The following is a 17,969-nucleotide window of genomic DNA, read 5'->3' on the forward strand; positions in this document are numbered from 1 at the left end:
CACAGCGCGGGCAACCCTGCCCGAAAACCATGTCAGGGCGAGCCGTGGCCAGTCTTAAAGACCTGATCCGAAAGTTCCAGAGCGGCGGACTGTCCGACGACGAATTCGTTGCGTCGTTCGAGACTGCGCTGGCCCAGGACCCCACTTCGCCCAGCCAGGCGGCGCGCGTGGTCATCGAGGAAAACACCCGATTCCCGTTCCCGCCCGCGGTCTATGCCGAAGTGATGCGGCGCATCGAGCGCCGCAGTGCGACCCAGTACGAGGGCGTTACCGAAGCCACGCGCATGGCCACCGGGCCGCAGACAGGTTCGCTCTACGCGACCTCACCCGAGGCCGGCACCTTGCCGCCGGCGGCACATGCCAAGGGCGTGGGCGATACGCTGAACGGCCGCTTCGTGCTGGAAGAGTGCCTGGGCGTGGGCGGCATGGGCACGGTGTACAAGGCGCTCGACCTGCGCAAGCTGGAGGCGTCCGACCGCAAGCCCTATATCGCCATCAAGGTGCTGAACCTGCAGTTCAGCGGCCATCCCAAGTCGCTGATCGCGCTGCAGCGCGAGGCGCGCAAGGCGCAGACGCTGGCGCACCGGAATATCGTTACCGTTTACGACTTCGACCGCGACGGGCCGGTGGTCTTCCTGACCATGGAATACCTGTCGGGCAATTCGCTCAACCACGTGCTGAAGGCGCCCGGCTTCAGCGGCATGCCGATGGCGCGCGCCATGCCCATCATCAACGGCATGGGCAATGCACTGGCCTATGCGCACGAGCGCGGCTTCGTGCACTGCGACTTCAAGCCTGCCAACGTGTTTCTGACCGACAGCGGCGAGGTCAAGGTGATCGACTTCGGCATCGCGCGCGGCTTCCTGCCGCCGGCTGACGAGTCCGACCGCACCGTGTTCGATCCCGGCTCGCTGGGCGGCATGACGCCGGCGTATGCGAGCCCGGAGATGTTCGAGCACCGCGAGCCAGACCCGCGCGACGATATCTACGCGCTGGCCTGCGTGACCTACGAACTGATCACAGGCAAGCACCCGTACCAGCGCATGTCGGCCAACCAGGCGCGCGAGGCGGGCGTCAAGCCGCCGCAGCCGCCGCAGCTCAGCCGCACGCAGTGGAAAACGATGCGCGAGGCACTGTCGCTGAATCGCGCCACGCGCACGCCAACCGTCGCGCGTTTCCTGCATGGCATGAGCGCGGTGCCGATGACCACGCCGTCGCAGCGTTCGCCGATGATGATCGGCGGTGTCGCCGCCGTGCTCGCCGGGGTGTCGGCGATCGGCTACTACGCCTGGCATGCGCAGCGGCAGCCCGCCACGGCGCCGGCCGAGACGCGTGCGGAGGCGCCCCCCACGCAGCCTGTCACACCTCCCGCGCCGCCAGAAGCGCCAGCGCCGGCGCGCCCAGCGGTGTTTTCCATGGCCGAGGTTACCAAGGCGCTCGCCGCCGTGCCGTGTTCGCTGCTCAACGCCAGCGAAAAGGCCCATACGCTGCGCGTGCGCGGCTTCCTGGCCGAAAGCGTGGGGCCGGCGCGCCTGCGCGAGCAGTTGGCGAAGTTGCCCGGCGTGAAGGGCGTGACCGTCGAGACGCAGCCGCTTGCGGATGATAAGTGCGAGGTGGCGAAACTGGTCGCGCCGTACTGGTCAGGCAATCGCGAAGGCGGCACCGCCTCGTCGTTGCGGTTGCGTGGCAAGAGCTCGCAGCTGACCGATGGCTCGCCGCTGGTGCTGGAGCTGCGTACGCCGGCGCAGGAGTCCTATGTCTACGTCGATTACTTCGCGGCCGACGGCAAGGTCGCGCACATGGTGCCCAGCTCGCGGGTGTCCGCCCACCAGGCTCCGGCAGGGCACCAGGCGACGATCGGCGAAGGTGGCGCCTGGGTTGTGTCGGCCCCCTTCGGCACCGAGCTGGTGGTGCTGCTGACGACGCCGGTGCCGCTGTTCGAAGGGCGCCGCACGGAGGTGGAAGGGCAGCAGGATTACCTGCGCGCGCTGGAAAAGCCGCTGGCGCAGATGGCGCGCACTTATGGCAACGACCGCATCAGCGCGGACGTAGTGCAGATCTCGACGCGTGCGCGCTGACGGGCGCACGCGTTGGCTTGCGCTTCACCGACGGGCTTCGTGCGCGCACGCTATTTCATGTCGCGCGCCACGCGGAAGCCGTTCTGCGACTGCCGCACGCTCGGGCTGTACTTGAAGCGCGTGGAAGACACCATGTAGCCGGCCCCTTCGCGCCACGAGCCGCCGCGGATCACGCGCGAGCCGCACGCGTTCTCGTTCCAGGCGCGCCCGTCCGCGGGAGCGCCCTTGTACGAGCTGTGCCAGCAGTCGGCCACCCATTCCCACACGCTGCCGTTGACGTCATGCAGGCCCCACGGGTTGGCGGCGAACGAGCCCACCGGCGCCGGCGCATCGTTGCTCCACGGATCGCCGCAGTCCTTGCAGTTGGCGTTGCCCTTGCGCATCTGGTCGCCCCACCAGAACGCGCTGGCGGTGCCGCCGCGCGCCGCGTATTCCCATTCCGCTTCCGTCGGCAGGCGGTAGGCCTTGCCGGTGGTCTTGCTCAGCCACTCCACGTACTGTTGCGCATCGTCCCAGCTGACATCGCGGACCGGTGAGTTCTTCGCGCTTTCAGCAATGGTCGGCACGCGCTGGCAGCCGCCGGCGTCGACGCAGGCATTCCACTGCTCGACCGTGACTTCGAAGCGGCCGATCGCGAACGGCTGGCCGATGGTGACGTGATGCGGCGGCTTCTCCGCCGGGTCGCTGGCACTGCTGCCCATGGTGAAGCTGCCCGCGGGCAGCGGGATCAGCACCGGGCATGTCGGGCAATCGCGAATTTCGCCGGCGCGGGCTGGCGGTGGCGCAACGCTGATCGAGCCACCGGCCGCGGCGCCGGCCTTGGGTGCTGCCGCTGAGGGCGGAGCAGGGGCCGGCTCGGAACGGGCAGCGGCAGGTGCCGACGCGGCCGGCGCTCGCGAAACCTGCCCGCCCGAGGAAGTGCCGGACCGGGGCGGCGGCGCGGCCTGCTTCTGTGCCTTAGGCGCGGGCGCAGGTGCCGGCGCCGATGCCGAAGCACGCAGCCGCTCGAGCCGTGACTTGGCCAGCACCGCGAAGCGCCCGTTGGGATATTGCTTCAGGTACGCCTCGTAGTCGGCGGCATAGTTGCTGTTCTTGATCGATTCCCAGAAGCTGAGCTCATACTGCTCGTCGGTGTTCTTGGGCAGGATGCCGGCCAGCAGCAGCGTGTCCGTGGACGCAGCGGACGCCGCACCCATGGAAAGTGCGGTGGAGGCGAGAATCCCGGCCATCGCGGCCAGATGCACGACTGGTAGATTGCGCCACATCTTCACACCTCGTCGGACGGCAGCGAACCCGATTGCATGCCGGCACATGCGTTGCGGACGCTTTGTGGTGTTGCCGAGACCTAGACCGGCTTGCTTCAAGATAGCACAGCGCCTGTGTCCCGGGCCAAGCATTGCAAAGCCGCCCCGCTTCGCCGGGGTCGCATTTTCCGGGCTTGCGTCCTAACCTGAATGACGAATCGCCGAGCGCTGGCCAACAAGCAACAAGAATGGGCTGACGGGACAACGTGATCGGGTTTCGGGCAGATCTCCGGGGAGGGCGTATGTCCAGACGATTCCTGTTCCGCCTGGCGGCGGCCGCCGTGTTCGCGGCCGCGCCATCGCTGTCGCTGTCGACAGCCGCGCCACCCAACGCCGAGGCCTACATCATCTGGCCGCACGACGGCACGGTGATCACCGGCGGCAAGTTCTGGGTGCGCATGGGGCTGCGCAACATGGGTGTGTGCCCCAAAGGCATCGAGCTGCCACGCTGCGGCCACCACCACCTGTTGATCGACGTCGAGCTGCCGCCGCTGGATAAGGAGATCCCGAACGACCGGAACCACCTGCACTTCGGCGCGGGCGAGACCGATGCGCGCATCGAACTGCCACCGGGCAAGCACACTTTGCAACTGCTGATGGGCGACGCCAAGCACATACCGTTCGAGCCGCCGATCTATTCGAAGAAGATCACGATCACCGTGCGCTAGCGTTGCGTGCGGCGTGGCATCGCACGGCCACCACGGGAGAGGGTTATGTCCAGATCCAGACTACTTGCTGCCGCTGCGCTCGCTGCCAGCGTGCTGGTGTCGTTCGCAGCCCAGGGCGGATCCACGCCGGCGCCGCCGAATGCCTATCTCTATATCGGCTGGCCCAATGACGGGCAGGTGATGCCTGCCGGCAAGCCGTTCAAGGTATGGTTTGGATTGCGCAACATGGGGGTGGCGCCAAAGGATGTGAAGTATGCCAACACCGGGCACCACCACTTGCTGATCGACGTCGAGCTGCCGCCAATGGACAAGGAAATCCCGAACGACCGGAACCACCTGCATTTCGGCGCGGGAGAGACTGAAACCATGCTGGAACTGCCGCCCGGCAAGCATACGCTGCAGCTGATCATGGGGGATGACAAGCACATCCCCACAAATCCGCCCGTGTATTCAAAGCGAATCACAATCTACGTAAAGTAAAACGCCCCCCATGTGACCGGCGCGCAGCGCAGCCGAAGGCGTTCCTGCGTTGCCGTCAGCAGCAGGGTACCGGCCCTGCTGTCACAGCACACCCAACACACACCCTCAACGTGTTGGGTCGAACCCACCAGCCAGTGCCCTTCAAAAGCAGCGGCAACCTGAGCCTGAAGGGCAAGGTCGAATAAAAAATCCCTTATTTTCAGGCGTTTACAAAACGCCAACCCCCAGCCGCACCCTCCTGGCACGCTCCCTGCGATATCCCAACCGAGCGCGACACCAACCCGATGCTCGAACCCCAACCCAGGCAACACCATCCTCACCAGGAGCCCATCATGACCACGCTGACCATCAACGACCTGACCACCATCGACACCCTGGACCAGAAGCGCATGCACGCCGTCCGCGGCGGCTTCGCCTATGTCCCGTTCGTCGCCGCCTACATGCCGCTGAAGCTGTCGATCGACAAGAGCATCACCGCCACGCAGGAAATCGCGCAACTGCAGAACGTCACCAACATGAACGGCAACGGTTCGGCGTTCCTGGACCACGTCAAGTCGAACGTGCACACCAACCAGAACGCCACCAACAACATCTACGGCTGAGCCCCGCGCCATAGCTGCCCACGCACCCACGCACACATCGATACCCGGAGAACGATCATGCTGACCATCAAAGACCTGGCCGCCACCGAAACCCTCGACAGCAAGCGCATGCAAGCCGTGCGCGGCGGTCTCGCCTACATGCCCTTCGCGGCGGTCTACGCCCCGATCAAGTTCAAGCTAGACAGCAGCATCACCGCCACGCAGGAAATCGCGCAGATGCAGACCGTCACCAACCTGAATGGCAACGGCTCGGCCTTCCTTGACCATGTCCGTTCGCATGTGGATACCAACCAGAACGCCAGCAACAATATCTATCGTTGAGAAGCTTGTTGAGATGGCGCCGCGCCGCGAGGGTGTCCTCGCGGCGCGCTTCATGTGCCCATCCATGGCCGACTGCATCGGATTTCGCCTGATGCAGATCGGGGTTGGAGCGCGCGCCCGCGCGCACCACAATACAGACAGACCTCCGCGGCCACGGCACGCCAGTGCGTTCCCCGCCGCGCACGCACGCAGGATCGCACCGTGCCCGTATCCCTTACTGCCGCTCCCCGGGTCATGCCGACCCAAGCCTCGCGCCGCCTGGCCTGGCTCGCTTCCGCCGCATGCGCCGCGCTGCTGGCCGGCTGCGCCGATTTCCGGCCGCCGGTGTACCAGCGTCCGGAAACGCCGGCCAAGGCCGAATGGTCGCGCCAGGATTCGATCACGGTGTCGCCAAAGGACGCGGTGCAGCCCAACTGGTGGCACAACTTTAACGACCCGTACCTCGACGGCCTGATCGACCAGGCGCTGGCCGGCAACTACGACATCAAGGTGCTGGCCGCGCGCATCCGCGTGGCGAATGCGCAGATCGGCGAAGCACGTGCCGGCGGGCTGCCGGTGATCGATATCGGCGCCGGTGCGAGCTTCGAGAAAAGCACCGGGCAGAAATCCACCTGGACCTACAACGCGGGCGCGCAGCTGAACTGGGATATCGATATCTGGGGCAAGGTCGAGAAGGGCGTGCAGGCGCAGACCGCCGAGTTCCGCGCCACCGAGGCCGACTGGCGCGCCGGCTACCTGACGCTGGTGTCCAATGTATCGACCACTTACTTCACGATCCTGCAGTTCGACGAGCAGATCGAGCAGCAGACGCGCACCGTCGCCAAGAACGGGCAGATCCTCACCACTTACCAGGCCATGTACCAGAATGGCCTGGCGCCCAAGATCCGCGTCATGCAGCAGCAGGCTGAAATCAACCGGCTCAACAAGGATTTGCTGGAGCTGCGCCGTTCGCGCGATGTGGCGGAAAACGCGCTGGCCACGCTGGTGGGCGTGCCCGCGGGCAACCTCAAGGTACCGGCGGGACGCCTGCAGGACCGCGTGCAGCCGCCCAGCGTGCCGGCCGGCCTGCCGTCGCAGTTGCTGGCGCGCCGGCCCGACATCGTCGCGGCCGAATATCGCGTGCTGGCGGCCTACAACATCGTCGGCCAGGCGCGGCTGGCGCAGCTGCCCAGCATCAGCCTGACCGCGCGCGGCGGCACCGCCAGCTTTGCGCTGAGCGACCTGCTCAAGTCCTTCACCTTCGGCTTTATGCCGAGCATCAACCTGCCCATGCTCGATCCCAGCGTGCGTGCGCGCGTGAAGACCACCGAAGCGCAGGTGGGCGTGGCGGAAAACGAATATGGCCGCGCCGTGATGACGGCGTTCGAAGAGGTGGAGAGTGCACTGGTCAACGTCGATGCGCACAAGAAGCAGCGCGTAGAGCTGCAGCAGCAGGTGGAGCAGCTGCGCGTGGTGTCGGCGCAGATCGAGGCGCAGCTCAGGGAAGGCGTGGTTTCGCAGCTCGAAGTGTTCGAGACCGAGCGCTCGCTGCTGAACGCACAGCTGCAATTGTTGGCGGTCCACCAACAGATTCTGGCCGACACTGTCACGCTGTACAAGGCGCTTGGCGGCGGCTGGCCCGACACCGAAGTGCGCAACACGGCGGCCAGCCAGCCGCAATAGTGCGCTCGCTGCCGCGCGGCGCGGGCCGGTGCCTGCGGTACCTGCCACGACCTTCACGCGCGGCGTGACGCATGCGTACGCAACGCGTTGCGCAATGCCTTGCGCCACGCGTGCAGCCCTTGCCTCTTTCCCTGCCCGACTCAGTGAAAACACGCGCCTGCACGCGTGCCGCAGCCGATTGACTAGCCTAAGCCGTCGCCTACTATGTTCTTAGTCGCTTCACCCCCCTTGGCCGGCCGCCGCGGCAGCCGCGCTGTTGGCTCCCTGGAAACATGGCTCCTGACGAAGCACTGATCATGGAAATGCCGGTGAAAATGGCCCAGGGGATCGCTCGGGAGTCGAGCCAGGAACTGGCAAGGGAATTCGATGTGTTCCTGACGCCGGTCTCGCGGCCGGACCTGGGCGAGATCCGCATCGACGAAGACCTGTTCCCGGTCGGCCGCACCGAGCTGCCATTCGCCGCCTATCCCGAAGACCTCGCGGCGCCGCTGTCGCGGCGCCATGCGCGCATCTTTGCCGAGCAAGGCGCGGTCTATGTTGCCGACCTGGGCAGCAAGAACGGCACGCGCGTGAACGGCGCGGCGGTGGCGCGGCAGCCGGCGCAACTGCGCGATGGCGACGAGCTGGCATTCGGCCCGGCGCTGTCGTTCCGCGTGCGGCTGTCGCCGCGGGCACCGCAGCCGGAGCCGCCGCGGGTCGCGCTGACGCTGCTGCCGGAACGCGACGATGTCGGGCTGCAGCCGATTCATGTCGACGGCTTCCCGTACCTGATCAGCAAGGCCGACGATGCCTTTGCGCGCTATCGCGACAACTATCCGCAGCAGGTCAACTACCTGTCGCGCCGGCACGCGCACGTGTACCTGAAGGGCGGCGTGCCGTTCCTGGAAGACCTGGGCAGCACCAACGGCACCTTCGTCAACGGCAGGCGCCTGGCGGACCACGGCGTGCCGCTGGACAACGGCGACCGCATTGCGTTCGGCGGCAGCCATTTCGTCTACAAGGCCGAGGTCCGCCGCGCCGGCGACGACGATGCCACCGCGACGCGGACCACGCTGGAGCCCGCCGTACCGGCGCAGGTGCCGGCTGAACCGGCCGCACACGACGCCGCACACGACGAAGATGACCGCACCACCTTTGTCGGCGCCGCCGATTCCTTCCTGGACATCTTCTGCGTCGACTACGCCTCGCACCAGGAAGACGAAGTCAACGCCGACGCCGAAGCCCAGGCCGCTGCCGCGACCGCCGCGCCAGACCGCGCGCATCCGCCGCGCAAGCGCGGACGCATTGCGCTGCTGCTGGCGGAGGCGGCGCGCAGCTTCGGCCTCGACGACGGCGCACGCCTGCGGCGCGCCGCGCGCTGGGGCGGCGCGCTGTTGCTGCTGGCCGTGCTGGCCGGCGCGGCGCTTTACTGGCGCGGCGCCGACGAGCGCGCGGTGCAGACCCTGCATGCGGCGGGCGACTACGCCGGCGCGGCGAAGGCGGCCGACCGCTATCTCGCACGCCATCCCGGCGATGCAGAGGTGCAGGCGCTCGGCACCGAAGCGCTGCTGCGCGCCTACGTGCCCGGCTGGGTCGCGAAGCTCAAGGCCGGCGACTTCGGCGGTGCCGATGCCGCGCTCGCGCAGATGCGGCAGCTCGGCGCGAATAACGCCGACGCCCGGCCGCTGGTGGCCGAACTCGAATGGATCGGCCGGCTCGAACGCTATGCCGCGCAGCGGGGTGCCGATGCGCCGATCCGCCTCTACGCCGATGAGGCGCCGATCCGCGAGCTGCTGGCGCACTGGAACCAGGACACCATCGCGCACCAGCGCGCGCTGGGCCGCATTGCCGCCGACGTGCCGGCATTCCGCGACCTCTATGCCGATGCGCTCAGCGACGTGCGCCGGCTGCAGAACGATGCGTCTGTCTACCTGGCGGCGATCGGGCGGCTCGACACCAGCATCGCCACCGAACTCGGCCGCGATCGGCCGGAAGCGCTGCAGCCGGTGATCGCCGACTATCGCGAGAAATACCCGCGGCTGGCGGGCCTGGACCAGGTGCAGGCGGACCTGGACCGCTACACCGCGCTGCTGCAGGCCTTGCGCGCGCGCCGCCCCGGCACGCTGGTGGCGCGGCTGGCGGACAGCCGCTTCGCCACGCCGCCGTTCCAGGCGCAGTTCGCGCAACTGTCGCCGCGGCTGCCGCCGCCGGAGATGGCAACGCAGTACGCCAGTGCGGCCAGCGCGTGGCAGCAGGGCGACAGCAACACCGCGCTAGCGGGATTCAGGCGCATCCAGGGCGGCGCATGGAGCGACGATCTCGCGCGCGACCTCGCGCACAAGCAGAAGGTGGCGGCGCAGTTTGCCGAGCTGCAGGCCGCGCGCGGCAGCAAGGGCTATGAAGACCGCCTGCTCGGCTTCTACGCCATGCTCGACGCCGACGAAGACAAGTTCTTCGCCAGCGCGGTGGAAGCCGATGTCAACGGCGTGCGCGACAGCGCGCTGCGGCGCGCGCGCGAACTGATGGGCAGCGCCGTGGCCGCGTGGAAGCAATACCGCAGCAACGGCGTGATCGGCAGCGAGCAGCGGCTCGAACCCGGCATCTCGCCCAGGTTCCGCGCGCAGGCCCGGCTGCTGTCGCAGGCGCAGGACGATGCGCGCCAGGGCATGCGCATCTTTACGCAGCTGCGCGCCGGCGAAAGTGCGGACCTGGCGCAGCTGGCCAAGGTCGAGGAAGAGATCCGCGCCGAGGCCGACCAGCAGCGCCATGCGCTGCGTGAATTGCGCACCGTGCTCGATCCCGCCGTCCTCAAGACCAAGCTCGAGCTGATCGGCGGCGAAGACAGCGGCAAGGTGCCCGCGGATGCCGCCCCGAGTGACGCGGCCAACGCGGCCAACGCGGCGAACCCCGCGCCGCAGCAGCCAGCGAGGCAGCCATGAAAGACGATTCCCGCCAGGCCGGCCTGAAGCCGCTGTCCGAAGCGCTCGAAGACCACAGCGCCGAGGGTATCGGCCTGCTTACCGCCGAACCGTCGCGGCTGGGCATGCTGACCATCGTCACCACGTTTGCGCTGGTGGTATGCGGGCTGGTGTGGTCCTTCGTCGGCCATGCCGATGTCATCGTCACCGCGCAAGGCACGCTGGCACCCGAATCGGAAGTGCGGCGCTTCTATGCCCCTGTCGACGGCGAGCTGGCCGACCTGTACGTCGCCGAAGGCCAGCCGGTGTCCAAGGATGACGTGCTGGCGCGGCTGAACGCGCGCGGCGCGATCGAGGCCGCCGCCAATGCGCTGGAAGCGCAGCTCAAGCTGGAGGATTCCGAGCGCGAATGGAAGCAGTTCCCGGAGAAAAAGGCGCTGATGGAACGCCGCGCCAACGCGCTCAAGCAGCAGATCGACGTGGCCACGCGCCAGCACGAGAACCGCCTTGCCCAGGGCACCACGCGGCTGGCCGAGGAACAGCGCGCGCAGCTGCAGGAGGCGCGCAGCAACCTGGAAAACGCCCGGCGCGCGCGCGAGTTTGCGCGCCAGGAGCAGGACCGCTATGCGCGCCTGCTGGCGCTGCCCGGCGGCGGCGGCGTGTCGCAGTCGCAGCTCGATGCCAAGCGCGCCGCGGCGCAGGACGCCGAGAACAACCTGCGCGTGGCGCAGTCGCGGCTGAGCGAGCTTGATGCCCGGCTGTCCCGCGAGATGACCCAGGCCAGCGCGCTGCTCGAAAGCAGCGGGCAGGACCTGGCCGGGCTGCGCGTGCAGTACGACGCGGCGCTGCGCGAGATCGCCAGCACCGAAGACAAGCTGCGGCTGCAGGTACAGACCGCGCGGCTGGTGGCGGACGCCGCCGCGCGCATCCGCTTCGAGAATATCGACAAGGACAATTTCCTGCTGATCCTGGCGCCGGTGTCGGGCGTGATCACCGATGTCACCTCCACCCAGCGCGGCGACAAGGTGCAGGCCAACACGCCGCTGGGCGGGATCGCGCCCAAGGATGCGCGCCCGGTGGTCAAGATCGTCATTGCCGAGCGCGACCGCGCCTTCCTGCGCGAGGGGCTGCTGGTCAAGCTCAAGTTCAGCGCCTTCCCGTACCAGCGCTACGGGATCATCGAAGGCACGCTGGAATTCATTTCGCCCGCGACCAAGCCGGGCCCCGACAAGCAGCCGGTCTACGAGGGCAGGGTGCGCCTGGCGCGCGACTACTACACCGTGGCCGACAACAAGTATCCGTTGCGCTATGGCATGACCGCCACGGCGGAGATCGTGGTGCGCGAGCGCCGCCTGATCGACCTGGGGCTCGACCCCTTCCGCGAGGTGGCGGGGTAACCGCCGGCAGCACCGGCAGCAGCCGGGGGAATACAGGAACAGCCAATCCGGATGCCCGTGCTAACGCATAGGGCCGTCAAAAGGAGCCTAGACATGACTGGCATTGTCCGTATCGACGACGAGGTGCTCGGCGTCGAGGAATTCGTTCGGCTGCTCAAGCTGACCGGGCAGTTCGAAGGTCTGGTCGAGCAGATGGTGCGCGACAAGCTGACGGTGCACGCCGCGAAGCGTCAGGGCATGGTGGTCACGCCCGAAGAAATCCAGGAGCGCGCCGACCAGTTCCGCCGCGTGCAGGGGCTGCACCGCGCCGCCGACATGAACCACTACCTCGATGCGCTCAATGTCAGCCTCGACGAGTTCGAGGCGTTCATCACCGACAACCTGTACCAGGAGCGGATGATGGAGCAGGTCTGCAGCGACGCCGCGGTGCAGGAGTACTTTGCGCTGAACTCGCCGCGCTTCGACAGCATCGAGGTCAGCCATATCGTGGTCGACAGCGAAGGCAAGGCCAAGGAGCTGATCTCTTACCTGCAGGACGATCCGGACGCGTTCGCCGACATGGCGCGCGAGCATTCGATCGCCGACACGCGCGAGCACGGCGGCGCGATCGGCAAGGTGCTGCGCGGCTCGCTCAAGACCGATATCGAGGCCAAGGTATTCAACGCGGAGCCGGGCGACCTGCTGGGGCCGTTCCCAGCGCCGGACCGCTCTTTCTTTGAAGTCTTCCTGGTGCGCGCCAAGCATCCCGCCACGCTCGACACCGAGGTTGCGGTGGAAGTGCGGCGCCTGCTGCGCGAAGACTGGCTGATGGGCAGGGCGCAGGAACATGTCATCGAAGCCCGCTAGCGAGTCTGGCGAAGGCGCCGCCGCTGCCGCTGCGCCGACCGCACCGACAGCGCCGACAGCACCGGAACGGCCCGAGGGCGGATCCGCGCTGGCCACGTTCCTGGCCGGCGTCGAAATCCTGTCGGTGCTGACGCCGGAGGAAGTGTCGCGCCTGGCCGAGGCCGCGCAGGTGCTGACCTTCGGCTTTGGCGATACCGTCTGCAATGCCGGCGATGCGGCGCCCGGCCTGTTTATCGTCAAGTCGGGATCCGTGCGCGTGTTCAACGAGGAACACGGCAAGGAAATCAGCATGGGCGTGCGCAAGGTTGGCGAGGTCTTTGCCGATATCGCGCTGCTGCGCGAGTACCGGCACGAGTCGTCGGTGCGCGCCTCGGGAAAGACCGAGCTGCTGATGATCCCGCGCAGCGTGGCCGAGCCGGTGGTCGCCGGCAACCCGGCCGCGCTGGCCTTTGTCACCAGCTATGTCGCGATCAGTTCCGCCGGCGGCTTTGTCGCGCGGCTGTTCGACCTGCGCGGCAAGCTCGACAAGCAGGAACTGGCCGACGCCGTGCGCAGCGTGGGCGTCAAGCGCGTCAGCGCCGGCAAGGAAATCCTGAAGCAGGACGGGCGCGAGGACCGGCGCCTGTACGTGGTGCGCCAGGGCACCGTGCGCGTGGTGCGCAGCGAAGAAGGCAGCGAGTTCCCCCTGGCGACACTTGGGCAGGGCGACATCTTCGGCGAGCGCGCCTGCGTGATGCGGCAGGAGCAGCTGGCAGCGGCCGTCGCCGAGACCGACGTGCGCCTGCTGGTCATTCCCGAGAAGACCGTGCAGCTGATCCTGGAGCGCAACCCGCGCCTGCGCGAGGTGCTGGAGGAGCGCATCCGCGCGCTCGACCGCGAGCTGCATCGGCAGAAGAAGCTGGCCGAGCGGCGCAAGCGTCCCGTGCTGCTGGACCTGCATTCCAGGCCCGAACTGGGCGAGAAGCTGATCCGCCGCTTCGGCCTGGTCGAGCAGGCCGAGGAAATGGACTGCGGCGCGGCCTGCCTGGCAATGATCTGCCGGCACTACGGCATCCCGATGACGCTGGGCAAGCTGCGCGAACTGGCCAACGTGACCACGCAGGGCGCCACGCTCGACAGCCTGGCGCGCGCCGGTGAATCGCTCGGCTTCACCACGCGCGGCGTGCAATGCACGCGCGACTCGCTGATGGGCTTCGAGCTGCCGTTCATCGTGCACTGGGAGGGCTACCACTACGTGGTGGTGTACGGCATCTCGTCGCGCTGGGTGTGGGTGGCCGATCCCGCCATCGGCTTCCGCAAGATGAGCGCGGAGGAGTTCGAGCGCGGCTGGAGCGGCACCTGCCTGCTGTTCTCGCCGGGCGAGAGCATGACGCAGCTGTCGGTGCAGCGCTCGCCGTGGCTGCGCTTCATCGGCTACCTGGCGCCGTACAAGAAGATCCTGGCGCACCTGTTCCTGGCGACCTTCGTGATCCAGATGCTGGGCGTGGTGCCGCCGCTGATCATCCAGAACATCCTCGACGGCGTGGTGGTGCACCAGAACGTGGGGCTGCTGCACCTGCTGATCGTGGGGCTGATCATCTCCAACGTGTTCTCGCAGCTGATGTCGACGATCCGCGCGTACCTGGCCAACTTCATGGTGCGCAACATGGACTTCGCCATGATGTCGCACTTCTTCAAGCACACGCTGTCGCTGCCGCTGTCGTTCTTCGCCAAGCGCAAGACCGGCGACATCTTCGCGCGCTTCCAGGAGAACCAGACCATCCGCGCCTTCCTGACCGAGTCGACGGTGACCACGGCGCTGAACCTGCTGATGGTGTTTATCTACTTCACCATCATGTTCCTCTACAACGTCAAGCTGACGCTGCTGCTGATCGCCTTCGTGATCCCGATCGCGGCGCTGACGGTGGTGGTGACGCCCAGGGTCAAGACCTATGCGCGCGAGGTCTTTGCCGCGTCGACCGATGCCAAGGCCTACCTGATGGAAACGCTGGGCGGCGCGGAGACCGTCAAGGGCATGGGCATCGAACGGCCGGTGCGGCTGCGCTGGGAGCGCAAGTACACCAAGGCGCTGGAAGCGCAATACAAGGCGCAGGCTTTCCATATCCTGGTGGGGCTGGCGAGCCAGCTGCTCAATGCCGCGACCACCATCGCGGTGCTGTGGGTGGGGGCGACGCTGGTGCTCGAGCGCGAGCTGACCATCGGCCAGCTGATCGCCTTCAACGCCTTCATGGGCAGCGTGCTGGCGCCGCTGATGGGACTGGTGGCGCTGTGGGGCCAGCTCAACGATGCCGGCGTGGCGATGGAGCGGCTCGGCGACGTGCTCGACCTGGAGCCGGAGCAGAAGCCGCAGGACGTGCTGTCGCGCGTGATGCTGCCCGACCTGCAGGGCGAGATCGTGATGAAGGATCTGTACTTCCGCTATGGCGGCGAGGACACGCCCTACGTGCTGGAGAACATCAGCTTTACCATCCGGCCGGGCGAGATGGTCGCCATCGTCGGGCGCAGCGGCTCGGGCAAGACCACGCTGGCCAAGCTGCTGGTGGGCTTCTACAAGCCGACCGAGGGCTCGATGTCGGTGGACGGCTACGACCTCAACGTGATCGACGCGGCGTTCTACCGCGCCCAGGTCGGCTATGTGATGCAGTCCAACCTGCTGTTCTCGGGCACCATCGCCGAGAACATCGCCTGCGGCGACGACAGCCCGGACCGGCGCCGCATCGAGGAAGTGGCGCGCATGGCCGATGCCCACGCCTTTATCAGCAAGCTGCCGCTCGGCTACGAGCAGGTGGTGGGCGAGCGCGGCATGGGGTTGTCGGGCGGGCAGATCCAGCGGCTGTGCATCGCGCGCGCGCTGTACCACGACCCGCGGCTGCTGGTGTTCGATGAAGCGACCTCGGCGCTCGACACGCAGTCCGAGAGCAACATCCTGGCGAACATGCAGGAGATCCTGCGCGGGCGCACCGCGGTCATCATCGCGCACCGCCTCAGCACCATCATGCAGGCCGACAAGATCCTGGTGCTGTATGAAGGCGCGATCGTCGAGCAGGGCCGGCATGAAGAGCTGCTGGAACGCAAGGGCATGTATTACCAACTGGTGCAGAAGCAACTGAGCGCAGCATGAAGCTATACAACCAGGGTGCCACCCCCGCCTCGGTCACCTCGCCGGTTTCGTTCGCCGGCCTGATCGAGAAGATCGAGATCCTGCGCTCGACGCTGCGCTGGGCGTCGCGCCTCGACCGGCCCGAGATCGAGAAGCTGCTCAAGCAGGCCACCACGCTGCGCGACGAGGTCATGGGGCTGTCGCACAAGGAACGCTTCGTGCAGGCAGCGTCTTCTGCCGAAACCGGGGCCGACAGCGCGGCCAAGAACGCGCCGCCGCAGCAGGAGGTCGAACGCATGCCGCGCGAGCGGCGCCAAGCGCTGATGGAGCGCAGCTTTATCTTCGAGGGGACCTTCGGCGACAACCCCAAGCTGCTCGAAGCGCTGGAAATCGCCGAGAAAGCCGCGCCGACCGACCTGCCGGTGCTGATCGACGGCGAGAGCGGCACCGGCAAGGAACTGATGGCCAAGGTGATCCACGCCAACGGTTCGCGCACCGACAAGCCGTTCATCTCGGTCAACTGCGGCGCGATCCCCGACAGCCTGCTCGAGTCCGAGCTGTTCGGCCACAAGAAGGGCGCGTTCACCGGCGCCAGCAACGACCGGCGCGGCAAGTTCGAAAGCGCGCATACGGGCACCATCTTCCTCGACGAGATTGGCGAGCTGCCGCTGACGGGGCAGGTCAAGCTGCTGCGCGTGCTGGAAGCGCACGAGATCCAGCGCGTGGGCTCGGACGAGATCATCTCGGTCGATGCGCGCATCGTCGCCGCCACCAACAAGGACCTGCGCAAGATGAGCGAGGCCGGCACCTTCCGCGAAGACCTGTTCTACCGCCTGAGCGTGATCCATGTCAGCCTGCCCGCGCTGCGCGAGCGGCACGACGAGATCCCGCTGCTGGTGTCCTACTTCAGCGACGAGGCCGCCAGCATGCTCAAGCGCGCGCCGGTCAGGCTGACGCCGCGGCTACGCGACTTCCTGCTGCACTATGACTACCCGGGCAATATCCGCGAGCTGCGCAACCTGATGTACCGGCTTTCCTGCCTGGCTGGCGACACCGCCGACCTGGCGCAGCTGCCGCAGGACATCCGGCCCAGGCCGGCGGCGCTGGCGGTGGTTGGGACGGCAACAGCAGGGGGAGCGGGGGCCGACATCGCCATGCCCACCTCGCTCAGCGAGGCCAAGCGCGCGGCCAGCGACGAAGCCGAGCGCGCCTTCCTGGAGCGCGGGCTGCAGGAAGTCGGCGGCACCGTCGCCGAGCTGGCGCGGCGCTTCGACATGAACCGCTCGCACGTGCAGATGCTGCTGAAGAAGCACGGCATCCATTCCAAGGATTTCCGCGCCAGCCGGCAGGCTGACGGGAGCAAGGGGTAGCAAGGGGTAGTAAGGAGTAGGGGCGCTGCTCAGGTGTCCAGCTCGGGATTGACCAGCGTCTTGTCCGAGCCGTACGGATCGGCAGCGCGGATCACCACCACCGAGATGTTGTCGCGCCCGCCGGCATCGAGCGCCATCTGCAGCAGCGTCTGCGCGGCTTGCGGCGGATCCTGTTGCGCCAGCACCGCGGCGATGTCGGGGTCGTCGACCTCATTGCTCAGGCCGTCGCTGCACAGCAGGAAGACGTCGCCATCGGCAACTTCGGTCAGCAGCTGCTCCGGCGCCAGCGTCGCCGCGGCGCCGACGGCGCGCGTGATGGTGTTCTGCGCGGGATGGTGGCGCGCCTGCTCGGGCGTGATCAGTCCGCGCGCCAGCAGGCGCTCGACCTGGTTGTGGTCGCGCGTCAGCCGCACCAGCTCGCCGCCGCGCAGCCGGTACAGCCGGCTGTCGCCCGCCCACAGGCAGCCGCAGCGCCGGTCGCCGGCCAGCAGCACCACCACCGTGCTGCCGATGCAGCGCACCCCCAGCCGCGCGGCTTCGTCGACCAGCGCCAGGTTGACCCCCTGCATCGCCGCGCGCGTGGCTTCCATCCGGTCTTCCAGCAGCGGCTGCGGCGGCAGCGCGGCCAGCGCCTTGACCACGGCCTGGCTGGCGAAGTCGCCGACGGCGTGACCTCCCATGCCGTCGGCGACCGCCCACAGCTGCTGCGCGGGCAGGTCCAGGCACGCATCCTCGTTGCGTTCGCGTACGCGGCCGACGTCGGTACAGGCCGCCGAGGTCCACTGGAAGTGCGAATCGAAACCCAAATCTAGCCTCCGCTCCGCATCGCGCGCCCCTTTATTGCCCCATTCTTGCCCCGTCGCGCCGGGGCGTGCCACGACGCTCGCTCAGACCAGGCGGCCGTCGTTCCTTGCGCCCTGGTCGCCCTGGACGCTGATATTGGAGTTGGGCGCGTTGTTGCGGATATCGATGTTCTGGAACTGGTTGTTCATCTGATCAGCATAGAAGCTGTAATTGATCTCGTAAAAGTTGAACACCGCGCCGGCCGGCAATGGCGATGAAGGCACGAACGGGCGGATCCACCCGAACACCCACTGCCCGCCGGCACCGCGCACGCGGGCCATGGTGTCGGAAGCAAGTTCGCGGCAGCTGGCAAGATCGTGGATAGCGAGGGTGGCCATATTTCTGTCTCCAGTTAGTGGCGGCTTGGTGCCGGGGCGGTACCGGAATAGAGCAAGGCGCGT

The 17,969-nt window shown here is 67.4% G+C and carries 14 protein-coding genes; 11 read left to right on the forward strand and 3 right to left on the reverse strand.

What is annotated here, in order from left to right:
* Positions 1–29 precede the first annotated feature (29 nt).
* The gene (locus ACAD63_RS05140; RefSeq protein ID WP_135705609.1) at positions 30–2,078 is read left to right on the forward strand and encodes a protein kinase domain-containing protein; all 2,049 of its coding nucleotides are present in this window, start codon (positions 30–32) and stop codon (positions 2,076–2,078) included.
* Positions 2,079–2,128: 50 nt separating this feature from the next.
* Here the strand turns inward: ACAD63_RS05140 and ACAD63_RS05145 are convergent, their stop codons facing one another.
* On the reverse strand, positions 2,129–3,475 hold the full coding sequence (locus ACAD63_RS05145) for a formylglycine-generating enzyme family protein (protein WP_434033523.1): 1,347 nt from the start codon (positions 3,473–3,475) through the stop codon (positions 2,129–2,131).
* A gap of 149 nt (positions 3,476–3,624) precedes the next feature.
* Here ACAD63_RS05145 and ACAD63_RS05150 point away from each other — a divergent pair, with 149 nt between their 5' ends.
* The 10 genes from ACAD63_RS05150 (at position 3,625) to ACAD63_RS05195 (ending at position 16,725) form a co-directional block, all read left to right on the forward strand.
* Positions 3,625–4,050, forward strand: coding sequence for a DUF4399 domain-containing protein (locus tag ACAD63_RS05150; RefSeq protein ID WP_133093055.1), 426 nt, complete (start codon positions 3,625–3,627; stop codon positions 4,048–4,050).
* Between the two features lie 45 nt (positions 4,051–4,095).
* The gene (locus ACAD63_RS05155) at positions 4,096–4,530 is read left to right on the forward strand and encodes a DUF4399 domain-containing protein (protein ID WP_133093054.1); all 435 of its coding nucleotides are present in this window, start codon (positions 4,096–4,098) and stop codon (positions 4,528–4,530) included.
* A gap of 332 nt (positions 4,531–4,862) precedes the next feature.
* A complete protein-coding gene (locus ACAD63_RS05160) occupies positions 4,863–5,132 on the forward strand; it encodes a hypothetical protein (protein ID WP_133093053.1) in 270 nt (89 codons plus the stop codon).
* 57 nt (positions 5,133–5,189) lie between these two features.
* A complete protein-coding gene (locus ACAD63_RS05165; protein ID WP_133093052.1) occupies positions 5,190–5,453 on the forward strand; it encodes a hypothetical protein in 264 nt (87 codons plus the stop codon).
* Between the two features lie 234 nt (positions 5,454–5,687).
* Positions 5,688–7,115, forward strand: a complete 1,428-nt coding sequence (locus ACAD63_RS05170; protein WP_165971429.1) for an efflux transporter outer membrane subunit — start codon at positions 5,688–5,690, stop codon at positions 7,113–7,115.
* Positions 7,116–7,387: 272 nt separating this feature from the next.
* Positions 7,388–10,033 carry an FHA domain-containing protein gene (locus tag ACAD63_RS05175; protein WP_135705607.1) on the forward strand — a complete coding sequence of 882 codons (2,646 nt, stop codon included), beginning with the start codon at positions 7,388–7,390 and terminating at the stop codon, positions 10,031–10,033.
* A complete protein-coding gene (locus ACAD63_RS05180) occupies positions 10,030–11,409 on the forward strand; it encodes an HlyD family efflux transporter periplasmic adaptor subunit (protein ID WP_133093049.1) in 1,380 nt (459 codons plus the stop codon). Before ACAD63_RS05175 ends, ACAD63_RS05180 begins: the two co-directional genes overlap by 4 nt.
* A gap of 93 nt (positions 11,410–11,502) precedes the next feature.
* Positions 11,503–12,255: a peptidylprolyl isomerase gene (locus tag ACAD63_RS05185; protein WP_133093048.1), complete on the forward strand. Its 753-nt coding sequence runs from the start codon at positions 11,503–11,505 to the stop codon at positions 12,253–12,255.
* The gene (locus tag ACAD63_RS05190; RefSeq protein WP_434033524.1) at positions 12,236–15,376 is read left to right on the forward strand and encodes a peptidase domain-containing ABC transporter; all 3,141 of its coding nucleotides are present in this window, start codon (positions 12,236–12,238) and stop codon (positions 15,374–15,376) included. The genes ACAD63_RS05185 and ACAD63_RS05190 overlap by 20 nt, the downstream gene beginning before the upstream one ends.
* Positions 15,373–16,725: a sigma-54 interaction domain-containing protein gene (locus ACAD63_RS05195; RefSeq protein ID WP_133093047.1), complete on the forward strand. Its 1,353-nt coding sequence runs from the start codon at positions 15,373–15,375 to the stop codon at positions 16,723–16,725. The genes ACAD63_RS05190 and ACAD63_RS05195 overlap by 4 nt, the downstream gene beginning before the upstream one ends.
* 29 nt (positions 16,726–16,754) lie before the next feature.
* On the opposite strand, the gene ACAD63_RS05200 is transcribed toward ACAD63_RS05195, so the two are convergent.
* Complete coding sequence (locus tag ACAD63_RS05200) at positions 16,755–17,531, reverse strand: PP2C family protein-serine/threonine phosphatase (RefSeq protein WP_133093046.1); 777 nt, start codon at positions 17,529–17,531, stop codon at positions 16,755–16,757.
* Positions 17,532–17,612: 81 nt separating this feature from the next.
* A complete protein-coding gene (locus ACAD63_RS05205; protein WP_133093045.1) occupies positions 17,613–17,906 on the reverse strand; it encodes a hypothetical protein in 294 nt (97 codons plus the stop codon).
* Between the last annotated feature and the right edge of the window lie 63 nt (positions 17,907–17,969).

This window comes from Cupriavidus sp. a3 (genome assembly GCF_051015765.1).
In the GTDB taxonomy this organism is placed as follows: domain Bacteria; phylum Pseudomonadota; class Gammaproteobacteria; order Burkholderiales; family Burkholderiaceae; genus Cupriavidus; species Cupriavidus oxalaticus_A.

Excerpts from the sequence above, each read along its gene's own strand:
- ACAD63_RS05140 (WP_135705609.1), top strand. The coding sequence starts at position 30 with ATGTCAGGGCGAGCCGTGGCCAGTCTTAAAGACCTGATCCGAAAGTTC.
- ACAD63_RS05145 (WP_434033523.1), bottom strand. The coding sequence starts at position 3,475 with ATGCTTGGCCCGGGACACAGGCGCTGTGCTATCTTGAAGCAAGCCGGT.
- ACAD63_RS05150 (WP_133093055.1), top strand. The coding sequence starts at position 3,625 with ATGTCCAGACGATTCCTGTTCCGCCTGGCGGCGGCCGCCGTGTTCGCG.
- ACAD63_RS05155 (WP_133093054.1), top strand. The coding sequence starts at position 4,096 with ATGTCCAGATCCAGACTACTTGCTGCCGCTGCGCTCGCTGCCAGCGTG.
- ACAD63_RS05160 (WP_133093053.1), top strand. The coding sequence starts at position 4,863 with ATGACCACGCTGACCATCAACGACCTGACCACCATCGACACCCTGGAC.
- ACAD63_RS05165 (WP_133093052.1), top strand. The coding sequence starts at position 5,190 with ATGCTGACCATCAAAGACCTGGCCGCCACCGAAACCCTCGACAGCAAG.
- ACAD63_RS05170 (WP_165971429.1), top strand. The coding sequence starts at position 5,688 with ATGCCGACCCAAGCCTCGCGCCGCCTGGCCTGGCTCGCTTCCGCCGCA.
- ACAD63_RS05175 (WP_135705607.1), top strand. The coding sequence starts at position 7,388 with ATGGCTCCTGACGAAGCACTGATCATGGAAATGCCGGTGAAAATGGCC.
- ACAD63_RS05180 (WP_133093049.1), top strand. The coding sequence starts at position 10,030 with ATGAAAGACGATTCCCGCCAGGCCGGCCTGAAGCCGCTGTCCGAAGCG.
- ACAD63_RS05185 (WP_133093048.1), top strand. The coding sequence starts at position 11,503 with ATGACTGGCATTGTCCGTATCGACGACGAGGTGCTCGGCGTCGAGGAA.
- ACAD63_RS05190 (WP_434033524.1), top strand. The coding sequence starts at position 12,236 with ATGTCATCGAAGCCCGCTAGCGAGTCTGGCGAAGGCGCCGCCGCTGCC.
- ACAD63_RS05195 (WP_133093047.1), top strand. The coding sequence starts at position 15,373 with ATGAAGCTATACAACCAGGGTGCCACCCCCGCCTCGGTCACCTCGCCG.
- ACAD63_RS05205 (WP_133093045.1), bottom strand. The coding sequence starts at position 17,906 with ATGGCCACCCTCGCTATCCACGATCTTGCCAGCTGCCGCGAACTTGCT.